Source organism: Pseudoxanthomonas koreensis (genome assembly GCF_041890415.1).
GTDB lineage: Bacteria > Pseudomonadota > Gammaproteobacteria > Xanthomonadales > Xanthomonadaceae > Pseudoxanthomonas > Pseudoxanthomonas koreensis_A.
Genome location: NZ_CP169056.1, coordinates 2,775,986 through 2,798,636, shown reverse-complemented (window position 1 = coordinate 2,798,636; position 22,651 = coordinate 2,775,986). Strand labels below are relative to the sequence as shown.

General features: G+C 66.4%; 14 protein-coding genes, 2 tRNA genes, 3 rRNA genes and 1 pseudogene. 11 read left to right on the top strand and 9 right to left on the bottom strand.

Going from position 1 to position 22,651, the window contains the following annotated elements; translation table 11 throughout:
* Nucleotides 1–4 precede the first annotated feature (4 nt).
* Nucleotides 5–1,021, top strand: a complete 1,017-nt coding sequence (locus ACEJ41_RS12700) for an OmpA family protein (protein WP_374012618.1) — start codon at nucleotides 5–7, stop codon at nucleotides 1,019–1,021.
* A 27-nt stretch (nucleotides 1,022–1,048) separates the two neighbouring features.
* Here ACEJ41_RS12700 and ACEJ41_RS12695 read toward each other — a convergent pair whose 3' ends face one another.
* Nucleotides 1,049–2,980 (bottom strand): diguanylate cyclase domain-containing protein, encoded by a 1,932-nt coding sequence (locus ACEJ41_RS12695; protein ID WP_374012617.1) that lies wholly within the window; start codon nucleotides 2,978–2,980, stop codon nucleotides 1,049–1,051.
* A gap of 140 nt (nucleotides 2,981–3,120) precedes the next feature.
* Here ACEJ41_RS12695 and ACEJ41_RS12690 point away from each other — a divergent pair, with 140 nt between their 5' ends.
* A complete protein-coding gene (locus tag ACEJ41_RS12690; RefSeq protein ID WP_374012616.1) occupies nucleotides 3,121–4,518 on the top strand; it encodes a sensor histidine kinase in 1,398 nt (465 codons plus the stop codon).
* Between the two features lie 10 nt (nucleotides 4,519–4,528).
* Here the strand turns inward: ACEJ41_RS12690 and glyS are convergent, their stop codons facing one another.
* Both glyS and glyQ read right to left on the bottom strand, forming a co-directional pair.
* Nucleotides 4,529–6,625 (bottom strand): glycine--tRNA ligase subunit beta, encoded by a 2,097-nt coding sequence (glyS, locus tag ACEJ41_RS12685; protein ID WP_374012615.1) that lies wholly within the window; start codon nucleotides 6,623–6,625, stop codon nucleotides 4,529–4,531.
* Nucleotides 6,626–6,669: 44 nt separating this feature from the next.
* Nucleotides 6,670–7,566 carry a glycine--tRNA ligase subunit alpha gene (glyQ, locus tag ACEJ41_RS12680; RefSeq protein ID WP_374012614.1) on the bottom strand — a complete coding sequence of 299 codons (897 nt, stop codon included), beginning with the start codon at nucleotides 7,564–7,566 and terminating at the stop codon, nucleotides 6,670–6,672.
* 91 nt (nucleotides 7,567–7,657) lie between these two features.
* Here glyQ and ACEJ41_RS12675 point away from each other — a divergent pair, with 91 nt between their 5' ends.
* Both ACEJ41_RS12675 and ACEJ41_RS12670 read left to right on the top strand, forming a co-directional pair.
* Nucleotides 7,658–8,401, top strand: coding sequence for a glutamine amidotransferase (locus tag ACEJ41_RS12675; RefSeq protein ID WP_374012613.1), 744 nt, complete (start codon nucleotides 7,658–7,660; stop codon nucleotides 8,399–8,401).
* A gap of 107 nt (nucleotides 8,402–8,508) precedes the next feature.
* Nucleotides 8,509–9,405 carry a BPSS1780 family membrane protein gene (locus ACEJ41_RS12670; RefSeq protein ID WP_374012612.1) on the top strand — a complete coding sequence of 299 codons (897 nt, stop codon included), beginning with the start codon at nucleotides 8,509–8,511 and terminating at the stop codon, nucleotides 9,403–9,405.
* Between the two features lie 10 nt (nucleotides 9,406–9,415).
* On the opposite strand, the gene tatC is transcribed toward ACEJ41_RS12670, so the two are convergent.
* From tatC to ACEJ41_RS12650, 4 genes and pseudogenes are all read right to left on the bottom strand, one after another.
* Nucleotides 9,416–10,156 carry a twin-arginine translocase subunit TatC gene (gene tatC, locus ACEJ41_RS12665; RefSeq protein ID WP_374012611.1) on the bottom strand — a complete coding sequence of 247 codons (741 nt, stop codon included), beginning with the start codon at nucleotides 10,154–10,156 and terminating at the stop codon, nucleotides 9,416–9,418.
* 132 nt (nucleotides 10,157–10,288) lie between these two features.
* Nucleotides 10,289–10,523, bottom strand: a pseudogene (tatB, locus tag ACEJ41_RS12660) (Sec-independent protein translocase protein TatB); the annotation flags it as partial.
* A 21-nt stretch (nucleotides 10,524–10,544) separates the two neighbouring features.
* The gene (gene tatA / locus ACEJ41_RS12655; protein ID WP_374012610.1) at nucleotides 10,545–10,772 is read right to left on the bottom strand and encodes a Sec-independent protein translocase subunit TatA; all 228 of its coding nucleotides are present in this window, start codon (nucleotides 10,770–10,772) and stop codon (nucleotides 10,545–10,547) included.
* Nucleotides 10,773–10,859: 87 nt separating this feature from the next.
* On the bottom strand, nucleotides 10,860–11,714 hold the full coding sequence (locus ACEJ41_RS12650) for a lipid-binding SYLF domain-containing protein (protein ID WP_374014150.1): 855 nt from the start codon (nucleotides 11,712–11,714) through the stop codon (nucleotides 10,860–10,862).
* Nucleotides 11,715–11,869: 155 nt separating this feature from the next.
* Between ACEJ41_RS12650 and hemH the strand changes: the two genes are divergently transcribed.
* From hemH to rrf, 7 genes are all read left to right on the top strand, one after another.
* Nucleotides 11,870–12,829, top strand: coding sequence for a ferrochelatase (gene hemH, locus ACEJ41_RS12645; protein WP_374012609.1), 960 nt, complete (start codon nucleotides 11,870–11,872; stop codon nucleotides 12,827–12,829).
* A gap of 93 nt (nucleotides 12,830–12,922) precedes the next feature.
* Nucleotides 12,923–13,915 carry a siroheme synthase gene (locus ACEJ41_RS12640; protein ID WP_374012608.1) on the top strand — a complete coding sequence of 331 codons (993 nt, stop codon included), beginning with the start codon at nucleotides 12,923–12,925 and terminating at the stop codon, nucleotides 13,913–13,915.
* 584 nt (nucleotides 13,916–14,499) lie between these two features.
* Nucleotides 14,500–16,044 (top strand): 16S ribosomal RNA (locus ACEJ41_RS12635).
* 95 nt (nucleotides 16,045–16,139) lie between these two features.
* A tRNA-Ala gene (locus tag ACEJ41_RS12630) sits at nucleotides 16,140–16,215 on the top strand.
* A 16-nt stretch (nucleotides 16,216–16,231) separates the two neighbouring features.
* Nucleotides 16,232–16,308, top strand: a tRNA-Ile gene (locus ACEJ41_RS12625).
* Nucleotides 16,309–16,539: 231 nt separating this feature from the next.
* Nucleotides 16,540–19,415: ribosomal RNA gene (locus ACEJ41_RS12620) — 23S ribosomal RNA — on the top strand.
* Nucleotides 19,416–19,559: 144 nt separating this feature from the next.
* Nucleotides 19,560–19,673 (top strand): 5S ribosomal RNA (gene rrf, locus ACEJ41_RS12615).
* Together the 16S, 23S and 5S rRNA genes with 2 tRNA genes alongside form the textbook arrangement of a ribosomal RNA operon.
* Before the next feature lie 390 nt (nucleotides 19,674–20,063).
* Here rrf and ACEJ41_RS12610 read toward each other — a convergent pair.
* Complete coding sequence (locus ACEJ41_RS12610) at nucleotides 20,064–21,764, bottom strand: M28 family metallopeptidase (RefSeq protein ID WP_374012607.1); 1,701 nt, start codon at nucleotides 21,762–21,764, stop codon at nucleotides 20,064–20,066.
* Between the two features lie 98 nt (nucleotides 21,765–21,862).
* Nucleotides 21,863–22,528 (bottom strand): hypothetical protein, encoded by a 666-nt coding sequence (locus tag ACEJ41_RS12605; protein ID WP_374012606.1) that lies wholly within the window; start codon nucleotides 22,526–22,528, stop codon nucleotides 21,863–21,865.
* Nucleotides 22,529–22,651: the final 123 nt, after the last annotated feature.

The window sequence follows — 22,651 nt, the reverse complement described above, 5'->3', positions numbered from 1 at the left end:
GGCCATGACCATGACCGTTATCCGCCACCCCGGCATGCGCCTGCTGTGCGCAGCGCTGCTTGTCACCCTGGCCGCTACCGGCCACGCCGCGGATTCCGTGCGCCTGGCGCCCGCGCAGGACCGGATCAGCGATGCTGCCATCCATGCCGACCTGCTGGCGTACGAGGCCACGCAGGCACGGATCCAGGCGCTCAACGACGGCGGCCGGCCGCTGCGCGACTATCACCTGTCCAAGTCCCAGTGCTGGCTGGACGTGTCCTTCCACGAATACTCGCGCAACGACCGCAGCGCGTTCCCGCAGCAGGCGCTTGACCAGGCGGTGCAGTTGATCGCCGGCATGGAGGAAGGTGCCGAGCCGCTGCCCACCGACACGCCGCTGGTGAATGATGCCCGCCACCTGCGCGATGACCTGTGGAAGCGGCTGCGCGCGCTGCACGGCACGCCCGGGTTCGAGTGCGCACAGCAGGCAGTTGCCTGCGGCGAGGTCGAACTGGTCCACGCCGGCAACGAGTTCAACCAGCAACAGTGGCGCCACGCCAAGCCCTACATCCAGATCGCCGAGGACTGGGTTGGCGATGCCGAGGCGCTCGCCCGGCAGTGCGCAGTGGCGCCGGCTGCCGATGCCGCGCCGCAACCGGTGCTGCCGCTGGTGGCCAACGTGCTGTTCGAGTTCGACCGCCACGGTGCGGGCGACATCCGCGCCCATTCGCTGCAGACCCTGGATCGCGCGCTGGAGCGGATCACCGCCGAAAACCTGCTGCTGGAACGGGTGGAACTGGTCGGCCACGCCGACCGCCTGCAGGGCCAGGGGTTCGACTACAACCAGGCCCTGTCCGGGCGCCGTGCCAGCACGGTGCGCGCGCTGCTGCTGGCGCGCGGCGTCGAGGCCGACACGATCGCGCACAGCTACCGCGGCGACACCGAGCAGGTCCAGCGCTGCGACGGAGTGACGCCACGGGCGGCATTGCTGGAATGCCTGTTGCCCAACCGCCGGGTGGAGGTGCGGTTCATCGTGCGCTGAGCGTGCGTGCGCCCTGGCGGCCCGGGATTACCCCGCGTGGCGCTGGCCCGCGCGCCGATCCGGCGCACCCACCAGCCCGGCCCTGTCGTCGGAGCCGGGGTCGGCGTTGGTGGTACGCGGTTGCGCCCACGACATCGGCCGGTTGCCGCCAATCGCGATCCACCCCTGCGCCAGCGCTGCCTCCGGATTCCCGCGCACGTCGTGCAGGTCCACGCCACAGCCTTCGGGCAAGCCCCACATGGCCGCCCAGGCATTGCGTCCTGCGTGCTTGGCCACGTACAGGGCGCGGTCGGCCAGGCGCAAGGCATCCTGCCAGTCGCCCTGGCCCGCATCGGGGAAAAACGGAAACGGGGCCAGGCCCAGGGATGCGGTCACGACCAGTCCGGCATCGTCGGCCAGCCCCTCGGCCCGCTGGATCCGGTCGCGCAGGTGTTCGGCCAGGGCGAAGGCCGCGCTCTGGCTGGTGTGCGGCCGGACCACCAGGAACTCCTCGCCGCCCCAGCGGGCCACGATGTCGTCCTCGTCGCAGGCCCCGCGCAGCACGTTGGCGATGCGCACCAGGATCCCGTCGCCGGCCACGTGGCCCTGGCGGTCGTTGATGGCCTTGAACCGGTCCACGTCCACCAGCAGCAGGGCATGCCGGCGCTCACCGGAGGCCGGCGCCAGGGCCTGGATGCGCTGGGTGGCGGCGCGGCGGTTGAGCAGGCCGGTCAGTGGATCGATGCCGCCCAGCTCGGCCAGCCCGCGCTGGCGGCGACGCAGCCGGGCCAGCGCGATGACGCAGGCCAGCACGGCCACGCCAAGCACCATCAGCAGGCTGTTGCGGGCGAACTCGCGCTGGTGCCAGGCAAGGTCTTCGGTCCGGCTCGGGGCAGCCGTGGCGCGCTGGCGCATGCGCTCGACGGGTGCTTCCAGCGCGGCTGCGTTGCGTGCGGAGATCGCGTCGAAGCGCTGCTGCAGTTGCGCGGCCTCGGCCTCATTGCCGAGCGCACGCTGCACCTCGATCATCTGCGTCAGTGCCTGGTCGAGCAACTGCGGGCCGCCCTGGCCCTGCTCGGCAGCCTCCAGCGCCTGTGTGGTTCCCGCAAGTGCCAGCTCGGGCTTGCCGGCACGCAGTTCGACCTTGGCCAGGAACAGGAGGGTGGCGACTTCGCCGAGACGATCGCCCAGGCGTTGCTGGATCCGGAGCGCCTCCTGGAGGTGCTGGCGCGCCAATGCATGCTGGCCGCTTTCCAGTTCCACCAGGCCGCGCGTGCCGACCACGCGCGACCGCAGTGCTTCGGCATCCGGAAGCGAGCGCACGATGCGTCCGGCGTGCTCGACCTGCACGCGCGCCTCGTCGGGCCGCTGCAGTTCCAGCAGGATGCTGGCGTAGCCGAGGTGCAGGCCCACGTCTGGCGGCAGTGCCGGCCGCCGCAGGCTGCCGACGATGGCGATGGCTTCCTGCAGGTAGGGCTCGGCCCCGGCCGGATCGCGCAGGAGCGTGGCGTGGGTGGTGGACAGGTGGACCAGCGCGTTGAGGCGCACGGTCGGTGCCTGCATGGCCTCGCCCAGCGCCAGGGCTTCTTCCAGGTGCAGGGTTGAACGTTGCGGCTGGCCGAGGAAATCCGTCGCCCGGGCGAGTTCGAGCAGGGCATTGACCCGTCCGGTGTCGGGCAAGCCCGGTTTGTCGAGGAGTGCTTCCAGTTCGGTGGCGGTGGCTGCCACGCGCTCGGGATTGCCGGTGAACATGTACGCCAGCATCCGGCAACCCAGTGCCCCGGCCAGGACCTCCTGGTTGCCGGGGGCGCGTGCCTGGATGGTGTCGGCCAATGCCAGCGCCTGCGCCGGCGCCCGCTCGAGCAGCGCCCTGCAGTGCTGCATTTCGGTCATCTGCGGGCTCATCCCGGGCAAGGTCTGCGCAGCTACCGGTGACTGCCATGCCAGGACCATCGCCACCACCAACATCAGCCTGGACATCGCGTTCTCCATTGCGCCAGGGGGGCGGTGCACACGCACGTTGCGCACCGACAGATCCAGCAGTTTCGCATTACTCTGCCTGTTGCCGCCCAGAACCGACTGATCCGCGCCTTTCCCGCAATGGCTTTCTTCCCTGATCTATGAGCATCTGGTCCCGCCTGCACAATTTCCGGAGCACCCTGGGCCAGGCGATGCAGCCGCCGGGTACGCTGGTCGAACGCGGCGATGCAGCGACGCTGGGCATCGTGCTGCTGATCATGGCGGTGTACCACCCGCTGATGCTGCTGGGTGTCTTCGGTGTCCAGGCGGGCTTTGCCAGCGATCGCACCGGCATGATCGTGAGCCTGTTGAACACCGCCCTGATCGTGGTGTTCCTGGTGGCTGCGCGGCTCGGCCAGTTCCGCATGGCCGCGCTGGGTTTCATCGTCACCAGCCTGTCGGTGCTGGCGCATCTGTACCTGCGCTGGGGCCTGACCATCCACCTGGGCTCGCAACTGGTGCACATCCTTCCGGTCCTGGTGGCCGGGCTGTTGCTGGGGCGCCGCGCGCTGTGGCTGGTGACAGGCGCGACGATGACCGTCATCGCCCTGGGGGCATGGCGTGAGGCGGCGCGGTTCTTCTTCGACCCGGTGATGGGCAGGCAGATTGCAGGCCTGGCCATGCTCACCGGGGTCGGCTTGACTGCGGTGGCGGCCCTCCTGGACCGCACGGTCACCGGGCATCGCGAGAGCCTGACGGCGCTGCGCCGCCGCAACGAACTCCTGGCCCAGGCGCGCGACCGCCTGCAGTTGGAGATGGAGGAGAAGGAGGCATCGCGCCAGCAACTGGTGCATGCGCAGAAACTGGAAGCGGTCGGACGGCTCGCCAGCGGCGTCACCCATGACATGAACCACCTGCTCGGGCTGATCCTGAGCCATGCGCAGCGCGGACAGCGCAACCGCGACCCCGAGCAGTTGCTGCACGCACTGCAGGGCGTCGAATCGGCCGCCCGGCGCGCGGGCGAGGTCAGTCGCAGGCTGCTGGATTTCAGCCGTTACGAGCCTGCCCACCTGGTGGTGTTTGACCTGCGCGCGGCGCTGCTGCGCATGGAATCGATGGTGCGCCCGCTATTCCATCCCGGGGTGGTGGTCAGCGTCGATGCCGGCGAGGGTGGGGAACGCCTGCCGGTCCGGTTCGATCCCGGGCAACTGGAACTGGTGGTGCTGACCCTGGCCAGCAATGCGGACCAGGCAATGCCCAACGGCGGCCGGTTCACCCTGGCCTTGCGGCAGGACGTGCGCGCGCCGGAGGGGACTGGCCGCTGGGTGTGCATCGAGGCGAGCGATAGCGGCGCTGGGATGACGCCGGATGTGCTGGCCCGCTGCATGGAGCCGTTCTTCACCACCAAGCCACCCGGCGCCGGTACCGGCCTGGGCCTGGCGGTGGCGCGCCAGGTCGTGGCGGCCGTCGGCGGGAGACTGGAGGCGGACAGCGCCCCGGGGCAGGGCGCCACGTTCCGGATCCTGTTGCCGTTGCAAGGGGTCTCGGCGGCCGCCTGAGTGGCAGGCGTCAGCCCGACAGGTGCTCCACTGCCGCCACCGCGCGGAAGCGGTCGGCCAGGCATCCAATCAGGGCCAGGCGGTTTGCGCGCACCGCCGGGTCGTCGGCGTTGACCATCACCTGGTCGAAGAACGCGTCCACCTGCGGCCGCACCCGGGACAGGCGCTCGAGCACCTGCACGTAATCGTGCTGCTGGAGCGGCCCGCTGGTGTCGGCCAGCGCTGCAGCCACCGCCTCGCCCAGCGCGCGTTCGGCCGGTTCGGAGAACAGCGCCGGGTCGGCTTGCGCCGGGATCGCGATGTCGGCCTTTTTCAGGATGTTGCCGATGCGCTTGTTGGCCGCGGCCAGTGCCTCGGCCTCCGGCAGCGCGGCGAAGGTGCCGATCGCGGCGATGCGGGTGTCGAAATCGGCCAGCGACGACGGGCGCAGCTCCGCCACCGCGGTGAAATGCGCGGCCGGCACGCCCTTGTCGGCGTAGTAGCCGCGCAGGCGGTCGAGGATGAAGTCGTACAGGTCGTCGGCGTCGGCGGTGGCGGTGGCGCCGGCCTTGCCCGCCGGCAGCGCGCCGACCCGGGCAATCGCGCGGGCCAGCAGGTCGTCCAGCGCAAGGTCCAGGCCGCTCTCGATCATCGTGCGCGCAAGCCCCAGCGCATTGCGCCGCAGCGCGAACGGGTCCTTGTTGCCGGTGGGCTTGAGGCCTGCGGCAAAACCACCGGCCAGGGTGTCCAGGCGCTCGGCCACGGCCAGCACCTGGCCCAGCGGCGAGGAGGCGATGGCGTCGCGTGCGAAGCGTGGGCGGTAGGCCTCGTCGATCGCCAAGGCCACGTCCTGCGGCTCGCCGGCGGCCAGCGCGTAGTGCCGGCCGGCGATGCCCTGCAGTTCGGGGAACTCGTTGACCATGCGCGACTGCAGGTCGTTCTTGGACAGCTCAGCCGCGCGCCGCGCCTGCGCCGGATCGACCCCGGCCTGCTGGGCGACGGCCTCGGCCAGGGCCGCGACCCGCGCCACCTTGTCGGCTACGGTGCCCAGCCTGGCCTGGTAGGTCACCGTGCGCAGGCCCTCGCCCATCGACACCAGGCCCTGCTTGAGGTCCTCGTCGAAGAAGAAGCGCGCGTCGGCGAAGCGCGGACGAATCACCCGCTCGTAGCCCTTGCTGACCTCGGCCACGTCGCGTGACTCGATGTTGGCGATGCCGATGAAGTGCTCGGTCAACGTGCCGGCCGCGTCCAGCACCGGGAAGAACTTCTGGTTGATCTCCATGGTCTCGATCAGCGCTTCCTGCGGCACCGCCAGGAAGTCGCGCTCGAAGCTGCACAGGACCGCCGCCGGCCATTCGGTCAGGCACACCACCTGTTCGAGGTTGTCCTCGGTGATGCGCGCGCTGCCGCCGGCCTGGCGCGCGGCCTCCCCGGCCTGGGCGACGATGCGCTCGCGGCGTTCGGCCGGATCGACCAGCACCCGCGCCGCGCGCAGCGCGTCCACGTAGTGGCTGGGCGAGTCGATCTGCACCGGCTGGTGGTGTTCGAAACGATGGCCGCGGCTGCTGCGGCCCGACGCCACGCCCAGCACCTGCGCCGGCACCACCTCATCGCCCAGCAGCAGCACCAGCCAGTGCACCGGCCGCGCGAACGCGTAGTCGTGGTCGCCCCAGCGCATGGGCTTGGGTACGGGCATGCCGGCAATGGCCTCGGCCAGCACCTCCGGCAACAACTCGGCGGTGCGCGCGCCCGGCTTCACCGAGCGGTGCACGAAGCGCTCGCCCTTGGCGTCGCTGGTGCGCTCCAGGGCGGTCCACGCCACCCCGGCCTTGGCGGCGAAGCCTTCCAGCGCGCGGGTGGGCTTGCCGTCGGCGTCCAGCGCAATGTTCAGGTAAGGCCCCAGCACTTCCGCTCGCTGCTCCGGCTGTTCGGTGGCGACCCCCGGCAGCAGCACCACCAGCCGTCGCGGCGTGTACAGCGGGTGCGCGTCGCCAACCTGCAGGGCCACGCCGCGCTTTTCCAGTGCGGCCACCACGCCATCGAAGAAGGCCCGGGCCAGGCCCGGCAGCGCCTTGACCGGCAGCTCTTCGGTACCAAGTTCGATCAGCAGGGGGAGTTGCGTGCTCATGGATGTTCCTGTGTGTGGTGCGGCTGCCGGGGTCCAGGGCGCACTCATGCGCCGGACTTCAGGCCCGGGAAGCCAAGCTTCTCGCGCTGGGCGTGGTAGGCCTGGGCCACGGCCTGGGCCAGGGCGCGCACGCGCAGGATGTAGCGCTGGCGTTCGGTCACCGAGATCGCGCGCCGGGCATCGAGCAGGTTGAAGCTGTGGCTGGCCTTGCACACCTGCTCGTACGCCGGCAGCGGCAGGCCGGCCTCGACCAGCTTCACCGCCTCGGCTTCGCAGGCGTCGAAGCGATGGAACAGTTCGGCCACGTCGGCATGCTCGAAGTTGTAGGTGCTCTGCTCCACTTCGTTCTGGTGGTACACGTCGCCGTAGGTCACCGGACCCTGCGGGCCGACCGTCCAGATGAGGTCGTACACGTTGTCCACGTTCTGCAGGTACATGCACAGCCGTTCCAGGCCGTAGGTGATCTCGCCCAGCACCGGGCGGCACTCCAGGCCGCCGGCCTGCTGGAAGTAGGTGAACTGGGTCACCTCCATGCCGTTGAGCCACACCTCCCAGCCCAGGCCCCAGGCGCCCAGGGTCGGCGATTCCCAGTTGTCCTCGACGAAGCGCAGGTCGTGCACGCGCGGGTCGATGCCCAGCGCTTCCAGCGAACCCAGGTACAGCTCCTGGATGTTGTCCGGATTGGGCTTCATCACCACCTGGTACTGGTAGTAGCGCTGCAGGCGGTTGGGGTTGTCGCCGTAGCGGCCGTCGGTGGGACGGCGCGATGGCTGCACGTAGGCTGCGTTCCACGGCTCGGGGCCGAGCGCGCGCAGGAACGTGGCCGGATGGAAGGTGCCGGCCCCGACCTCCAGGTCCAGCGGCTGGATCAGCACGCAGCCCTGCTCGGCCCAGTAGCTGTTGAGCGCCTGGATCAATCCCTGGAAGGTCGGACCTGTCATGGTGTTTTTGCAGTGCGGAAAAGCGGGCTAGTATAGGACGCAGCCCCGCGCCATGCGGGTTTCCGCCCTACTGCAGGTTCTGCACCGCCCCGTGAACGCCGCCCGCCGCGCGCCTTTCCTGATCGTCGAGACCGGCCAGCCGGTGGACAGCCTCAAGCGCTACGGCCGTTTCCCGCACTGGATCCGGGTGGCCGCCGGGCTGTCCGCGCGCGAGGTGGTGGAGGTCAATGCCGAGGGTGGCCAGCTGCTGCCGGCCGCCCAAGGGCTGGCCGGGGTGATCGTCACCGGCTCGGCGGCGTTCGTCACCGACCGCGCGCCCTGGAGCGAGCGCACCGCCGACTGGCTGCGCCAGGCGGCCGAGGAAGGCACGCCACTGCTGGGCATCTGCTACGGCCACCAGTTGCTGGCCCATGCCCTGGGCGGGCAGGTGGACTACAACCCGGCCGGCCGCGAGTCGGGCACGGTGTTCATCGACCTGCACCCGCCGGCGTTCGAGGATCCGCTGTTCGCGGCCATGCCGGCGCGGTTCGCGGCCCATGCCACCCACCTGCAGACGGTGCTGCGGCCGCCGGCCGGCGCCACCGTGCTGGCCCGTTCCGAGCAGGACCAGTGCCACGCCTTCCGCTGGGGTGCCAATGCATGGGGCATGCAGTTCCATCCGGAGTTCGCCACCCACCACATGCGCGGCTACGTCAATGCGCGCGCGGATTGCCTGCGCCGCCACGGGCGCTGCCCGCGCACGGTGGCGCGCGAGGTCAGTGCCGCCCCGCAGGCGCGCCAGTTGCTGCGCCGTTTCGTCCAGCATGCGCGCACACATCCACAGCAGCCGAGGTGACGTGAACGCTGCCGGCATGGATCGCCGATAATCCCGCAGCCGGCCGGTGCCGGCACGCCTCCACAACCCCTCGCGCCTGGATCAGCGGCGCACCACCCGGAACCGGAATGGACACGATTCGCAGGCTGCCGGCTTCGGCCGGCGCGGAATGGCTGCTGGGCGGCTTCGCCCTGTTGCGGCAGGCACCCCTGGCGCTGGGCATGCTGGGTGCGCTGTGGGGCCTGCTCGGCTCGCTGGTGCTGGGCGTGGCGCTGGCGGTCCCGGCGCTGGCCGCCGCGCTGCAGTTCCTGCTGGCGCTGGCCGGGCCGCTGCTGTTCGCCGGCCTGGTGTGGGCGGTGCGCGAGGTGGCGCAAACGCGGCCTGCGCAACCGGCGCACCTGCTGCAGGGCCTGCAGGCCGATCGTGCGCCGCGGCTGCTGGTCACCCTGCTGCCGCAACTGGCTGCCGGCCTGGTGCTGGGCGTGTTGCTGCTGGTGATGGTCGGGCCGCAGCAGCTGCAGGCCCTGTATGCCGCCAGCGAGGAGCTCAACGCCCTGGCCAGTTCCGGTGCCCAGCCCTCGCCCGAGCAGGTCCAGGCGCTGGTGTCCGGGCTGCCTGCAGGCCGCATCCTGCTGTGGCTGCTGCTGGGCGTGGCCACCGCGATCCTGGTGGCGATGACCGTGTTCGTGTCGGTGCCGCGGATCGTGTTCGATGGCCGTGGCGGGCTGGCGGCGATGGGCGACAGCCTGCGTGCGTGCATGCTCAACCTGCCGGCGATGCTGGTGTTCTTCCTGCTCGCCTGGATTGCGCTGATGGCGATCTATTTCGCGGTGATGCTGGTGGTGCTGGTGATCCAGGCGCTGGCCGGGCCGCTGCTGGCGGCCTGGCTTGCGCAGTTGTTGCTGATGGCCGGGGTCATGCCGCTGCTGGCCGGCGCGGTACTCACCGCCTGGAGCCAGCTGTTCGGCGGCACTCACCCCGCGCAGCCCGCAGGGGTGGACGTTTCGGGCCGCCTCGAGGCCTGAGCCGGGCGGCTCACTCGTCCTTCGGCACCACCAGCTTGGCGACCAGGATGCCCGCCTCGTACAGCAGGCACATCGGAATCGCCAGCAACAGCTGCGAGATCACGTCCGGCGGCGTGATGATGGCGGCCAGCACGAAGATCCCGACGACCGCGTAACCGCGCCCGGCCCTGAGCTGGGCCGGTGTCACCCAGCCCAGCAGGACCAGGATCACCAGCGCCACCGGCAGTTCGAAGCTGACCCCGAAGGCCAGGAAGATCACCAGCACGAAGTCCAGGTAGGCGTTGATGTCGGTCATGATCGCCACGCCTTCGGGCTTGATCGCGGCCAGGAAGCCGAACACCGACGGCAGCACCACGAAAAAGGCGAACGCGCAGCCGATGTAGAACAGCGCCACGGCCGACACCAGCAGCGGCATCGCCAGCCGCTTCTCGCGCCGGTACAACCCGGGGGCCACGAATGACCAGGCCTGGTACAGGAGCCAGGGCGCCGACACCAGCAGGGTGGCGAAGAAGGCGAGCTTGATCGGGGTGAAAAACGGAGAGGCCACTTCCACCGCAATCAGCTGGCCACCGGCAGGCAGCTTGTCCAGCAGCGGCGCAGCCAGCCAGGCGTAGAGGCGGTTGGCAAACGGCAGCAGCGCCAGCAGCACCACCACCATCCCGGCCAGCGCCCACATCAGCCGCGTGCGCAGCTCCAGCAAGTGCTCGATCAGGCTGCTTTCGGTTTCAGGCTCAGGGCTGGCGCTGGTCATGACCGTCCTCGCCTTCCGTGCCTTGCGGCGGGATCACGCCCTGCGGCGGCGCATCGCCAGCCGCCTGCCCGTCGACGTCCTCGATCTCGTGGCGCATCGTGTACAGGCCCTCGCGGACGCCGTCGGCCTCCTCGCGCAGCGCGGCATGGGCCTGGCGCAGCTGGGCCTGGGTTTCTTCCAGGCTGCGCTTGAGTTCATCGGCCTGCAGTTCGCGCTCCAGTTCGGCCTTGACCGAATGCCACTGCGCGCGCGCGCGCCGCACCCACAGCCCGACGAAGCGGGCTGCCTTGGGCAACCGCTCCGGACCAAGCACCACCAGTGCGAGCACTGCGATCAGCAGCAACTCGCCGAAGCCGATATCGAACATCCGCGTGCAGTCGCCGCGGGATCAGCGTTGGGCGCGATCGCGCTCGGACTCGTTCTGCGACGATTCGGCGCTGCGCTCGTTGCCGAGCTGGCCGGCCGGCTTGTCCTTGTCCGGGTCGTGCATGCCTTCCTTGAAGCCCTTCACGGCCTCGCCCAGGTCTCGGCCGGCACTGCGCAGGCGCTTGGTGCCGAAAACCAGCAGCACCACCACCAGCACGATAATCCAATGCCAGATGCTCAGACCGCCCATGGCACACTCACTCGATTGATGAACAAGCCCACAGGATAGCGCAGGTGGGCCTGGGCGACGCGGGCATGCATGCCCGCGTCTGCCGGCTCAGGGCAGAGGTTCGCTGTGCACGGTGTTGTCCACTGGCTCGAAGCCCTGGCTCGGCGCCGGGCCGACCGGCTCGGCTGCCGTCGGCGAGGTGACCGTATTGGCAGGCTGGGCCAACACCGGCCCGGAGACCGGGGCGCTCACGGTGGTGGCGGTGCCACGGTTGACCCGGGCCCCGTGGGTGGCTTCCTCGAGCTGGTCGCGGAAGGCTACGATCGGAGCCGACGGGGCGGTGTCCTGACGGCCTTCCAAGACCATGCGCGGGGTCGTGCTGCTGCCATAGACAGCGGCCTGGGCCTCGCGGTCGATCTGCAGTGCCGCGCCGTCCAGGGCCACGCCGGCGAACAGGCCGCGGGCCCGTGACCAGGACCAGATCTCGGCCTTGAGCTGGCCGTCGGTAGCGGCCGCCGCATTGCGGCCCACCGGGCCGGCGGCCACGCTGGCATCGGCGCCCAGGGTGAACTTGCCGTTGACGATATTGTCCAGGCTGCGGTCGTTGCGGAACACCAGCACCACATCGGAGGACTGCACCCCGACCTGGAAGCCGATGCTGGCACCGGTGAGCTTGATGAACACCGGGTTGGACCAGGTGCCGTCGGCAGTCTTGACCGACATCAGCCCGTGTCCACGGCGCCCGCCCAGCACCAGGCCGGCCTTGATCGTGTCGGGAATCACCACGATCCCGAGCGCCTCGTCCAGCAGCTTGTCCGGGATGGCCTGCTCGGGGATCTGCTGGATCTCGTCCAGCACCCGCACCGCGTTGCGGGCGCGCTCGTCCTCCTCGGGACCGGCGATTGCGTGCCCGGCCGTGGCCAGCAGGGCCAGCGGCAGCAGGATCTTCGACAGGCGCCACATCGACATGCTCGAACTCCAGTACACGTACGGGGATGGCGGCCGCGCGACCGCAGGTGTCCCCGAACTTAGTGGCGCGGCGATGAATCGGGCCTGAGGCCGGCGCGCGGCGCCCGCGCGCGGCGCAAGCGGCCGGCGTGGTCTGTCAGAATGGCGGCATGCATCCAACTGCCGATACCGCGCTGCTTGCGGTCAACCTGGGGACCCCCGAGGCACCGACCGCGCCGGCCGTGCGCCGCTACCTGGCCGAGTTCCTCGGCGACCCGCGGGTGGTGTCGATCCCGCCATTGCTGTGGAAGCCGCTGCTGCACGGGGTGATCCTCCCGTTGCGTGCGCCGCGTTCGGCCGCCAACTACGCCAAGGTGTGGATGGACGAAGGCTCGCCCCTGCTGGTCCATACCCGGCGCCTGGGTGCCGCACTGCAGGTCAAGCTGCCCGACTGGCGGGTGCTGACTGCCATGCGCTACGGCCAGCCAGCGCTGCGCGCCGCGCTGCGCACGTTGCGCGAGGACGGCGTGCGCCGGCTGGTGGTGCTGCCGCTGTACCCGCAGTACTCCACCACCACCACCGCCTCGGTGGCCGACCTGGTGGCCGAGGAAACCCAGGGCATGGATGTGACCCTGATCGAGGACTACTCCACCGACGCCGGCTGGGTGGCGGCAGTGGCCGACTCGATCGTCGCCTTCCGGCGCGAGCATGGCCAGGGCGAGCACCTGCTGTTTTCGTTCCATGGCTTGCCGCAGCGCGTGGCCGACGCCGGCGACCCGTATCCGCGGCGCTGCCAGGACAGCGCCGCCGCGGTGGTGGCCAGGCTGGGCCTGGAGCCGGCCGCCTGGTCGTTGTCCTACCAGTCCCGGTTTGGCCGCGAGCGCTGGCTCGAGCCGGCCACCCTTGGCGAACTCGACCGCCTGGCCGCCGCCGGCGTGCGCCGGATCGACGTGGTCTGCCCCGGATTCGCGGTGGACTGCATCGAGACCCTGGAGGAAGTGGAGCTGGCCCTGGCCGAGCACTTTCGCGCCAAGGGCGGCACCTTGCGCTACGTCCCCTGCCTCAACGATTCGGATGCACACGCCGAGGCGCTCGCGCGCCTGGCCCGTTGCGCGGCCGGGAGCGACTGAGCCGCCGCATCGCCGCCGGGCCGCGCCCGGCGTCGACAACCGGCACTGCAGGCGACACGATTGAGGCTGCATTGCTCGCGGAGACCGATTGGCATGGCGCTGTATCCATTGTTTGCCGACCTGGAAGGTCGGGAGGTGCTCGTGGTCGGCGGTGGCGAAGTGGCCGCACGCAAGATCGCCGCCCTGCTCAAAGCGCGCGCGCAGGTTCGCCTGTACGCGCGCGAGATCCTGCATGCGGACGTGGCCCAGGCGTTGGCGGACGATCGCCTCGAGCGCCTGTCCGGCGAGTTCGACCCGGCCTGGCTGGACGCGGCCTGGCTGGTGGTCGCCGCCACCGATGACAATGCATTCAATGCGCAGCTGGCTGCCGAGGCGGGCAGGCGCAGGCGCCTGATCAATGTGGTCGACGACGCCGCACTGTCCACGTTCCAGGTGCCGGCGGTAGTGGACCGCTCGCCGCTGGTGGTCGCCATTTCCTCCGGCGGCATGGCGCCGATGCTGGCGCGGCGCATCCGTGAGCGCCTTGAAACGATGCTCGATCCGGGGCTGGGGCCGCTGGCGGCGATGTTCGGGCGCCACCGCGAGCGCATCCGCGCGGCCCTGCCCGAAATGAAGCTGCGGCGGCGCTGGTTCGAGCGCATGCTCGACGGCCGGCTGGAGCAGGCGCAGGCCGGCGCTGGCAGCGCCGGGTTGGAGACTGCGTTCCTGGGAGAACTCGATCACGCCCCGGACTGGGCATCACGACCGGCGCCAGGCACGGTCGCGCTGGTCGCTGCGGCCGCCGCACCGGACCTCTATACCCTGCGTGCACTGCGCATACTCAACGAGGCCGATGTGATCGTCCTGGCGCCGGATGTCGCGCGCGACGCGCTCGAGCCCGCCCGCCGCGACGCGACCCATGTCACCGCGCTGCCCGGAGACGAGGACGCCCGGGTGCTGGAGCGCGCCCGCGCGGGTGAACGCGTCGTCTACATGCACGCCGGCACGGCGTCGGCCAAAGGGGCCTGCGCCCGCATCCTGGCGGCCTGCGGGCAGGCTTCCATCAGCTGCCGCGACGTGCCTTCGGTGGGGTTGGATCGGGCGTAGCCAACAGGGGCTTCCCAAGCCGGCCGGGACCATGCACAATGCGCCCCCCTTGCAGCGGCGGCGCGCCATCAGGCAGCAACGCGCGGCAAGGGCCGGGAACCAAAACTCCTTCAACAAAGGTGTTGCAGTTCCCCGGAAGCCCCCTATAATGGGCGGCTCCCTCGGCGGGAACGGATTTGATCCGGTGCCAGCCAGGGCGGTTCGGAAAACAACTTCTTCACGAAGTGTTGACGGAACCGAAACGAGCCGGCACAATGCGCGGCTCACCTCACCGGAAGCGGTCCGCCGCCAACGATGAGGGGAAGATGAAAATCCTGCGATGCGGGGTTGACACTTCCAAAACGAGCCGGCACAATGTGCGGCTCGACTCGACGGAAACGTCGGGACACGGATGAAGGCGCTGAGGCCGATTCCGACGCTCTTTGAAAGTGTGCGCAGGTAACTTGTGCGGACGCCTGCAGGAAGGATGACTGTCCATCTTGCAGACGTTTTAACAGCAACAAGTCAAATGCTTTAAGCAAGCGATACGTGGCTGGGTAGAACTTCTGCAGCTAAAAGCTTTATGCCTTCGGGCATTGCAGTTTTAAGTGAAGAGTTTGATCCTGGCTCAGAGTGAACGCTGGCGGTAGGCCTAACACATGCAAGTCGAACGGCAGCACAGGAGAGCTTGCTCTCTGGGTGGCGAGTGGCGGACGGGTGAGGAATACATCGGAATCTACTCTGTCGTGGGGGATAACGTAGGGAAACTTACGCTAATACCGCATACGACCTACGGGTGAAAGTGGGGGACCTTCGGGCCTCACGCGACTGAATGAGCCGATGTCGGATTAGCTAGTTGGCGGGGTAAAGGCCCACCAAGGCGACGATCCGTAGCTGGTCTGAGAGGATGATCAGCCACACTGGAACTGAGACACGGTCCAGACTCCTACGGGAGGCAGCAGTGGGGAATATTGGACAATGGGCGCAAGCCTGATCCAGCCATACCGCGTGGGTGAAGAAGGCCTTCGGGTTGTAAAGCCCTTTTGTTGGGAAAGAAATCCTGTTGATTAATACTCGGCAGGGATGACGGTACCCAAAGAATAAGCACCGGCTAACTTCGTGCCAGCAGCCGCGGTAATACGAAGGGTGCAAGCGTTACTCGGAATTACTGGGCGTAAAGCGTGCGTAGGTGGTGGTTTAAGTCTGTTGTGAAAGCCCTGGGCTCAACCTGGGAATTGCAGTGGATACTGGATCACTAGAGTGTGGTAGAGGGTGGCGGAATTCCCGGTGTAGCAGTGAAATGCGTAGAGATCGGGAGGAACATCCGTGGCGAAGGCGGCCACCTGGGCCAACACTGACACTGAGGCACGAAAGCGTGGGGAGCAAACAGGATTAGATACCCTGGTAGTCCACGCCCTAAACGATGCGAACTGGATGTTGGGTTCAACTTGGAACCCAGTATCGAAGCTAACGCGTTAAGTTCGCCGCCTGGGGAGTACGGTCGCAAGACTGAAACTCAAAGGAATTGACGGGGGCCCGCACAAGCGGTGGAGTATGTGGTTTAATTCGATGCAACGCGAAGAACCTTACCTGGTCTTGACATCCACGGAACTTTCCAGAGATGGATTGGTGCCTTCGGGAACCGTGAGACAGGTGCTGCATGGCTGTCGTCAGCTCGTGTCGTGAGATGTTGGGTTAAGTCCCGCAACGAGCGCAACCCTTGTCCTTAGTTGCCAGCACGTAATGGTGGGAACTCTAAGGAGACCGCCGGTGACAAACCGGAGGAAGGTGGGGATGACGTCAAGTCATCATGGCCCTTACGACCAGGGCTACACACGTACTACAATGGTGGGGACAGAGGGCTGCAAACCCGCGAGGGCAAGCCAATCCCAGAAACCCCATCTCAGTCCGGATCGGAGTCTGCAACTCGACTCCGTGAAGTCGGAATCGCTAGTAATCGCAGATCAGCATTGCTGCGGTGAATACGTTCCCGGGCCTTGTACACACCGCCCGTCACACCATGGGAGTTTGTTGCACCAGAAGCAGGTAGCTTAACCTTCGGGAGGGCGCTTGCCACGGTGTGGCCAATGACTGGGGTGAAGTCGTAACAAGGTAGCCGTATCGGAAGGTGCGGCTGGATCACCTCCTTTTGAGCATGACAGCATCGTCCTGTCGGGCGTCCTCACAAGTGACCTGCATTCAGAGTTCCTGATCCGGCCAAGCCGCGTCAGGCAAGTCCCTACGCGGGGCCTTAGCTCAGCTGGGAGAGCACCTGCTTTGCAAGCAGGGGGTCGTCGGTTCGATCCCGACAGGCTCCACCAATTGAGTTTGACTTTTGGGTCTGTAGCTCAGGTGGTTAGAGCGCACCCCTGATAAGGGTGAGGTCGGTGGTTCGAGTCCTCCCAGACCCACCACTCTGAATGTAAGCAAGCGCACACATTTTCAATTTACGCATCAGGCGATGAGGCCTGGTCCGTGCTCTTTTAAAACTTGGGATGTAGCGAGCGTTTGAGATGTCTATCTCGACGTGTCGTTGAGGCTAAGGCGGGGGCTTCGAGCCCCTAAAAATTGAGTCGTATGTTCGCGTTGCCGGCTTTGTACCCCGGCAGCACGTCATCTAGCTCCGAGGCGACTTGGGGTTATATGGTCAAGCGAATAAGCGCACACGGTGGATGCCTTGGCGGTCAGAGGCGATGAAGGACGTGACAGCCTGCGAAAAGCGCGGGGGAGCTGGCAATATGCTTTGATCCCGCGATGTCCGAATGGGGAAACCCACTGCTTCGGCAGTATCCTGCAGTGAATACATAGCTGCTGGAGGCGAACCCGGTGAACTGAAATATCTAAGTAACCGGAGGAAAAGAAATCAACCGAGATTCCCTAAGTAGCGACGAGCGAACGGGGACTAGCCCTTAAGCTGGTATGGCTTTAGAAAAACAACCTGGAAAGGTTGGCCATAGAAGGTGATAGCCCTGTATTCGAAAGGGCCATTCCAGTGAAGACGAGTAGGGCGGGGCACGTGAAACCCTGTCTGAACATGGGGGGACCATCCTCCAAGGCTAAATACTCCTGACCGACCGATAGTGAACCAGTACCGTGAGGGAAAGGCGAAAAGAACCCCGGAGAGGGGAGTGAAATAGACCCTGAAACCGTGTGCGTACAAGCAGTAGGAGCCCGCAAGGGTGACTGCGTACCTTTTGTATAATGGGTCAGCGACTTACAGTTCGTGGCAAGCTTAACCGTATAGGGGAGGCGAAGGGAAACCGAGTCTGAATAGGGCGCATAGTCGCGGGCTGTAGACCCGAAACCGGGTGATCTAGTCATGCCCAGGGTGAAGGTACCGTAACAGGTACTGGAGGCCCGAACCCACTCCCGTTGCAAAGGTAGGGGATGAGGTGTGATTAGGAGTGAAAAGCTAATCGAACCCGGAGATAGCTGGTTCTCCTCGAAAGCTATTTAGGTAGCGCCTCATATGTATCCTCTCGGGGGTAGAGCACTGTTATGGCTAGGGGGTCATCGCGACTTACCAAACCATTGCAAACTCCGAATACCGAGACGGACTGTATGGGAGACACACGGCGGGTGCTAACGTCCGTCGTGAAAAGGGAAACAACCCAGACCCACAGCTAAGGTCCCAAATTACCGCTAAGTGGGAAACGAGGTGGAAAGGCACAGACAGCCAGGAGGTTGGCTTAGAAGCAGCCACCCTTTAAAGAAAGCGTAATAGCTCACTGGTCGAGTCGGTCTGCGCGGAAGATTTAACGGGGCTAAGCGGTAAACCGAAGCTTGGGGTGCATCACTTTGTGATGCGCGGTAGAGGAGCGTTCCGTAAGCCTGCGAAGGTGGATTGAGAAGTCTGCTGGAGGTATCGGAAGTGCGAATGCTGACATGAGTAACGATAATGCGGGTGAAAAACCCGCACGCCGAAAGCCCAAGGTTTCCTTGCGCAACGTTAATCGGCGCAGGGTGAGTCGGCCCCTAAGGCGAGGGCGAAAGCCGTAGTCGATGGGAAGCTGGTTAATATTCCAGCACCTCGCGTGAGTGCGATGGGGGGACGGAGAAGGTTAGGTCTACCGGGCGTTGGTTGTCCCGGGGAAAGGCGGTAGGTGGATCTCTTAGGCAAATCCGGGAGGTCAACACCGAGCACCGAGACGAGCCCATTAGGGCGAAGTGACTGATACCACGCTTCCAGGAAAAGCCCCTAAGCTTCAGCTCACGCAGACCGTACCGTAAACCGACACAGGTGGGTAGGATGAGAATTCTCAGGCGCTTGAGAGAACTCGGGTGAAGGAACTAGGCAACATGGCACCGTAACTTCGGGAGAAGGTGCGCCCTTTTTGGTGGCTCATGCGAGCTATAGCTGAAGAGGGCCGCAGTAACCAGGCCGCTGCGACTGTTTATCAAAAACACAGCACTCTGCAAACACGAAAGTGGACGTATAGGGTGTGACGCCTGCCCGGTGCCGGAAGGTTAATTGATGGGGTCAACCGCAAGGCGAAGCTCTTGATCGAAGCCCCGGTAAACGGCGGCCGTAACTATAACGGTCCTAAGGTAGCGAAATTCCTTGTCGGGTAAGTTCCGACCTGCACGAATGGCGTAACGACAGCGGCGCTGTCTCCACCCGAGACTCAGTGAAATTGAAATCGCTGTGAAGATGCAGCGTTCCCGTGGCAAGACGGAAAGACCCCGTGAACCTTTACTATAGCTTCACACTGAACGTTGAGTTCGTCTGTGTAGGATAGGTGGGAGGCTGTGAAACCCTGGCGCTAGCTGGGGTGGAGCCATCCTTGAAATACCACCCTGTCGTGCTTGACGTTCTAACCTAGGCCCGTAATCCGGGTCGGGGACCGTGTGTGGTGGGTAGTTTGACTGGGGCGGTCTCCTCCTAAAGAGTAACGGAGGAGCTCGAAGGTACGCTCAGCGCGGTCGGACATCGCGCACTGTGTGCAAAGGCATAAGCGTGCTTGACTGCAAGATCGACGGATCAAGCAGGTAGGAAACTAGGACTTAGTGATCCGGTGGTTCTGTATGGAAGGGCCATCGCTCAACGGATAAAAGGTACTCCGGGGATAACAGGCTGATACCGCCCAAGAGTTCATATCGACGGCGGTGTTTGGCACCTCGATGTCGGCTCATCACATCCTGGGGCTGTAGTCGGTCCCAAGGGTATGGCTGTTCGCCATTTAAAGTGGTACGCGAGCTGGGTTCAGAACGTCGTGAGACAGTTCGGTCCCTATCTGCCATGGGCGTTGGAGATTTGAGAGGGGCTGCTCCTAGTACGAGAGGACCGGAGTGGACGAACCTCTGGTGTTCCGGTTGTCACGCCAGTGGCATTGCCGGGTAGCTACGTTCGGAAGCGATAACCGCTGAAAGCATCTAAGCGGGAAGCGCGCCTCAAGATGAGATCTCCCGGGACACAAGTCCCCTGAAGGAACCATCAAGACTAGGTGGTTGATAGGTCAGGTGTGTAAGCGCAGCAATGCGTTGAGCTAACTGATACTAATGATCCGTGTGGCTTGACCATATAACCTCAAGTGGCCTTGGACTCGACGATGACGTCGATAGCCATCCGCCGCTCACTACATCCCAAGAACTATGCGAGACGGTGCGGTATGCACGGTCGGTCCCTTGCGGGCGATCTTGTTCACCAGCACGCTCCAACCGTCTCCCTGATGAAATTAGCGTTGTGGAACCACCCGATCCCATCCCGAACTCGGAAGTGAAACGCAACAGCGCCGATGGTAGTGTGGGTTTCCCATGCGAGAGTAGGTCATCGTCAGGGTCTTTATCCGGAACCCCCAGCCGTCAGGCTGGGGGTTCTTTCTTTTGGCTCTTCTCCCCCGGTGAAGGGGCGCCGCCTTGACGCGGAACCGGTGAACGGGAGGTTTCGTCGCGGGATCGCACCACATCGTCCCCGGTCATCGGCCGCCGCATGTGTAGGAGCCCCGGTCTTGCCGGCGACCGGGGCCCCATGCATGCGGGCCGGTCGCCGGCAAGACCGGCTCCTACACAGGTACAGGGCACCCAAGGGCGCTCCTGCAACGGCGCAGCACGCGCGAAGCGCCGCAGCATTGCGCCCGGATCTTCCGCACACTTGGGTGAAGGAGTCCTGCCCTTGGGCGCCCTTCTGCTCCCGTCCTTGGGTGGCCTTCCGCTCCTCGCGGTCACCCGCTCAGGGCTGTCCCGCCCGCTGCGCTTCGCGCGCGGCCTTGAAGGGATTGCCTTCGTACCAGTCCGGCCAGGTTCCTTCGGCCGACAGGGCCTGTCCGACCTGGTAGAGCGCCTGCAGGTCTTCGACGATTCCGTCGTAGCGCCAGCCGTCGTGGATCTCGTCGCTGGGGCGGTGGTAGCGGCTGGCATATTCGGCACTTGCGATCTTGCCAGCCTGGGTTCCGCCGTCGACCAGGTCACTCCCGCCCTTGGCATAGAGTGCGGGCACGCCTGCCTTGGCGAAATTGAAATGGTCCGAGCGGAAGTAGAAGCCGCTTTCCACCGCTGTCTCGCCTGCCAGCCGGCGCCCCTGCTCGGCGGCGATCGGCGCCAGGATGTCCTCCAGCTGCGAGTTGCCGATGCCGGTGACCACCATGTCGCGGGAGCGCCCGGCCACCGACATGGCATCCAGATTGACCACGCCTGCGATCTTCTCCAGCGGGAAGGTGGGGTGGGTCACGTAATACCTGGATCCCAGCAGCCCGGACTCTTCCAGGGTCACCGCCAGGAACACCACCGACCGGTCGGGTCGCTGCGGCTGGTGTGCAAACGCTTCGGCAATCTCCAGGATCCCGGCCACGCCGGTCGCGTTGTCCACCGCGCCGTTGTAGATCTGGTCGCCCTCGCCCTCATGGTTGCCCAGGTGGTCCCAGTGCGCCATGTACAGCACCGCCTCGTCGGCGCGGCTGGCACCGGGCAGCACGCCCACCACGTTGCGCGAGGCCTTGTGCGCGATCGTGCTGGACAGTTCCACCGAGAGCGTCGCCTGCAGCGGCATTGGCACGAACCCGGGTGTCCCGGCCATGCGGTAGGCCTCGTCCAGTTCCAGTCCTGCGCTGGCGAACAATTGCGTGGCCACGTCGGCGCTGATCCAGCCCTGCACCGGCAGCCGCGGTTCGGGATCGTCGGCTGCCGGCAGGTCGTACTGCGGGCCGGACCAGGAATTCTTCACCACGTCCCAGCCGTAACTGGCGCCAGCGGTGTCATGGACGATCAGTGCGGCAGCGGCGCCCTTGCGCGCGGCTTCCTCGAACTTGTAGGTCCAGCGGCCGTAATAGGTCATCTTGCGGCCGTCGAACAGGCTTTCGTCATTGCCATGGAAGCCCGGGTCGTTGACGAACATGACCACGGTCTTGCCGGTCCAGTCCTGGCCGGCGTAATCGTTCCAGCCGCGCTCGGGTGCATCCACGCCGTAGCCGACGAACACCATCTGGCTGGCTTCCACGTTCACCTCGGGCTGCCCGCTACGGGTGCCGATGACCACGTCGGTGCCCAGGGTCAGTTCCATCGGCGGGCCATCGGCAGCGATGGCCACGGTGGCGGTGGTGGCCGTGGTCTCCACCATCGGCACGTCCTGGAAATAGCTGTCGCCATTGCCTGGCTGCAGGCCTATCCGCTGCATCTGCGCGCGGATGTACTCGATGGTGAGCTCCTCGCCCACCGACCCGGGCGCGCGGCCTTCGAACTCATCGGACGCCAGCGTGCGGACCATCTCCGCGAAATCGTCGGCATCGATCGCCGGCTGGAACTGGTGAGTGGAAGCCGGTGCAGGGACTGCCGAAGCCGCACCGTCACCGGGACCGGCGGCGGGCGGGGCCTGCTGTACGCAGCCGGCCATGGCCAGCGTGGCGGCAACGATGCCAACCAGGATCTCGCGTGACATCGAAGCTCCGGTATCGACGAGGTTGGGCTGATTCTAGCCGCACCGGCAGGCATTGCCGGCTCGCCATGTCGATCCGCACGGCAAGTGCGGCCCGGATCTCAGTCTCGCGGCGCCTTCCTGGAATCGAAAACCACCGCCTCGGCGCCGGTGACGGGGCCCAGGCGCGCGCTGCGATGAACCAGCAGGTCGACCTCGCGCTTGAACACCAAAGGCCCTTCCACCACCGCATCCGGGCCGATCACCACGCGGAGACGCCGCCGCGGCACGGCCTGGAACCAGCTGTTGGAGCGCTCGACCGTGACTCCTCCGCGGACGTGTGAGCCGACGCCAACGGTGATGTCGCCATTGACGGTGCGCACGTGGCCGGCCACGCGGGTGTCCACCAGTCCGATGGCGCCGTTGACCGTCTCGACATCGCCGCCGATCTGGCTGCCACGGTCGACGAACACGCCGCCATTGACCGTCGCCACACCGCCGGTGACCTGGGCCTCGCGCTCGACCCTGATCGAGCCGTTGACGGTCTCAAGGCTCCGGGCATGGGCACCCTGGCCCAGGGCGATGTTGCCGTTCACCGTGCTGGCCGCCCCCACCTGCGCCGTATCATCGATGTGGATGGCGCCATTGACCGTGTCCAGGTCGCCGTATGGGCTGCCTGCCCTGGCCTCGATGCTGCCGTTGACCTTGCTGACATCCTCCGCGGCCCATGCCGGTGCGGCGAGGGCCAGGCACAGCATGAACACGGACAAGCGGACGGAATGGGACATGGGCGACCTCCAGGCGAATGCCGGTAAGCCTGTATCGGAGCACGGCTGGCTACAATCCGCATCTGTCTGAAGTCACCGGGAGCTCCGGCGTGCCCGATCCGCGCGAATGCTGCCCGCCCCGCT

What these genes read in the sequence shown, in the direction of transcription:
- ACEJ41_RS12700 (WP_374012618.1), top strand. Translation starts at nt 5, where the DNA reads ATGACCATGACCGTTATCCGCCACCCCGGCATGCGCCTGCTGTGCGCA.
- ACEJ41_RS12695 (WP_374012617.1), bottom strand. Translation starts at nt 2,980, where the DNA reads ATGTCCAGGCTGATGTTGGTGGTGGCGATGGTCCTGGCATGGCAGTCA.
- ACEJ41_RS12690 (WP_374012616.1), top strand. Translation starts at nt 3,121, where the DNA reads ATGAGCATCTGGTCCCGCCTGCACAATTTCCGGAGCACCCTGGGCCAG.
- glyS (WP_374012615.1), bottom strand. Translation starts at nt 6,625, where the DNA reads ATGAGCACGCAACTCCCCCTGCTGATCGAACTTGGTACCGAAGAGCTG.
- glyQ (WP_374012614.1), bottom strand. Translation starts at nt 7,566, where the DNA reads ATGACAGGTCCGACCTTCCAGGGATTGATCCAGGCGCTCAACAGCTAC.
- ACEJ41_RS12670 (WP_374012612.1), top strand. Translation starts at nt 8,509, where the DNA reads ATGGACACGATTCGCAGGCTGCCGGCTTCGGCCGGCGCGGAATGGCTG.
- tatC (WP_374012611.1), bottom strand. Translation starts at nt 10,156, where the DNA reads ATGACCAGCGCCAGCCCTGAGCCTGAAACCGAAAGCAGCCTGATCGAG.
- tatA (WP_374012610.1), bottom strand. Translation starts at nt 10,772, where the DNA reads ATGGGCGGTCTGAGCATCTGGCATTGGATTATCGTGCTGGTGGTGGTG.
- ACEJ41_RS12650 (WP_374014150.1), bottom strand. Translation starts at nt 11,714, where the DNA reads ATGTGGCGCCTGTCGAAGATCCTGCTGCCGCTGGCCCTGCTGGCCACG.
- hemH (WP_374012609.1), top strand. Translation starts at nt 11,870, where the DNA reads ATGCATCCAACTGCCGATACCGCGCTGCTTGCGGTCAACCTGGGGACC.
- ACEJ41_RS12640 (WP_374012608.1), top strand. Translation starts at nt 12,923, where the DNA reads ATGGCGCTGTATCCATTGTTTGCCGACCTGGAAGGTCGGGAGGTGCTC.
- ACEJ41_RS12610 (WP_374012607.1), bottom strand. Translation starts at nt 21,764, where the DNA reads ATGTCACGCGAGATCCTGGTTGGCATCGTTGCCGCCACGCTGGCCATG.
- ACEJ41_RS12605 (WP_374012606.1), bottom strand. Translation starts at nt 22,528, where the DNA reads ATGTCCCATTCCGTCCGCTTGTCCGTGTTCATGCTGTGCCTGGCCCTC.